The sequence below is a fragment of the Sulfurimonas sp. genome (assembly GCF_014859695.1).
Taxonomy (GTDB): domain Bacteria; phylum Campylobacterota; class Campylobacteria; order Campylobacterales; family Sulfurimonadaceae; genus Sulfurimonas.
Window position 1 is genome coordinate 1 of the sequence record NZ_JACUTS010000176.1, and the last position, 1,547, is coordinate 1,547.

Genomic DNA, 1,547 nt, shown 5'->3' on the forward strand with positions numbered 1-1,547 from the left:
GTTCGTTTTAGTGCGTAACATCAGTAAATAAAAAAATGACATTATAGTATAATTGCATAAAATTTTTATTTATAAGGATTTCTATTGGCAAAAAAGGTTGTTTTAGTCATAACAGACGGCATTGGCTACTCCTCAAAAACGGAGTTTAATGCATTTCACAATGCAGCAAAACCGACGTATGACAAACTCTTTAGCACAACTCCGCACTCGCTTATTGACACTTTTGGTCTTAGTGTCGGGTTGCCTGAGGGACAGATGGGAAACTCTGAAGTGGGGCACATGAGCATCGGAAGCGGAAGGGTTCTTTATCAGGATTTGGTAAAAATATCTTTGGCTTTAAATGAAAATAGATTTAAGGATAATGCCGAGTTTAAAAATCTTTTAGAAAAATCAAATAGACTTCATCTAATCGGACTTATGAGCGATGGCGGCGTTCACTCGCATATAGAGCACTTTATGGGCATAGCGGACATTGCGGCACGTGAGGGCAAAGAGGTTTTTTTGCATCTAATCACTGATGGCAGGGATGTGTCTCCCACCTCCGCAAAAAAATACCTAGAGCAGGTGAGTAAGCATGTTGGTAAAAATGTAAAAATAGCTACGATTTCAGGCCGTTTTTACTCTATGGATAGGGATAATCGCTGGGATAGAGTTCAAAAAGGGTATGAGGCAATAGCCGGCGCAACCCCCAAAACCGATATGAATCATACAGAGTATATCGATGCCTCTTATGCAAAAGATGAGACCGATGAGTTTGTAGAACCCGCGGCATTTAGCGGTTATGACGGTATGAGAGAGGGTGATGCAGTTTTAACAATAAACTTTAGAAGCGACCGTATGAGAGAGCTTGTAACTGCACTGGGAGATAAAACGTTTAACGGGTTTGAGCGTGATTTTAAAAAGCTTCATATAGCGACCATCACGGAGTATGACAAGAGCTTTTCATACCCTGTGCTTTTTAGAAAAGAAGTTCCGAAAAACACTCTCTCAGAGGTTATTTCAAAAGCGGGTCTTAGACAGCTTCACACTGCGGAGACTGAAAAATATGCGCACGTCACGTTTTTCTTCAACGGCGGTATAGATGAGCCGTATGAGAATGAGACTAGGATATTAATTCCCTCTCCAAACGTAAAGACTTATGATGAAAAGCCTCAGATGAGCGCGCCAGAAGTCGGTGAGGTAGTTTTAAGGGCGATGGATGATGAGTATGATTTTGTGATCGTGAACTTTGCTAATGGCGACATGGTAGGACACACTGGAGATTTTGAAGCGGCAAAAATTGCGGTAAATACAGTTGATACCCAGCTTGGAAAGATTTTAGCAAAATCGAAAGAGAAAGATTATGCTGTTCTCATTACCTCAGACCACGGAAACTGTGAAGAGATGAGAGATGATGAGGGGCACATTTTAACAAACCATACGGTTGGAAAAGTGTGGTGTTTTGTTGAGGCAGAGGGTGTCACAAAAGTACAAAACGGAGCGCTTAATAACATCGCGCCGACCGTTTTAAAACTTATGGGTTTAGAGATTCCATCCGAGATGGATCA

At 41.4% G+C, this 1,547-nt stretch carries 1 protein-coding gene; it reads left to right on the forward strand.

Annotated features, from left to right (window positions below):
• Window positions 1-84 precede the first annotated feature (84 nt).
• A partial coding sequence (gene gpmI, locus IBX42_RS12480) for a 2,3-bisphosphoglycerate-independent phosphoglycerate mutase (protein WP_294933255.1) occupies window positions 85-1,547 on the forward strand: 1,463 nt, incomplete at its 3' end.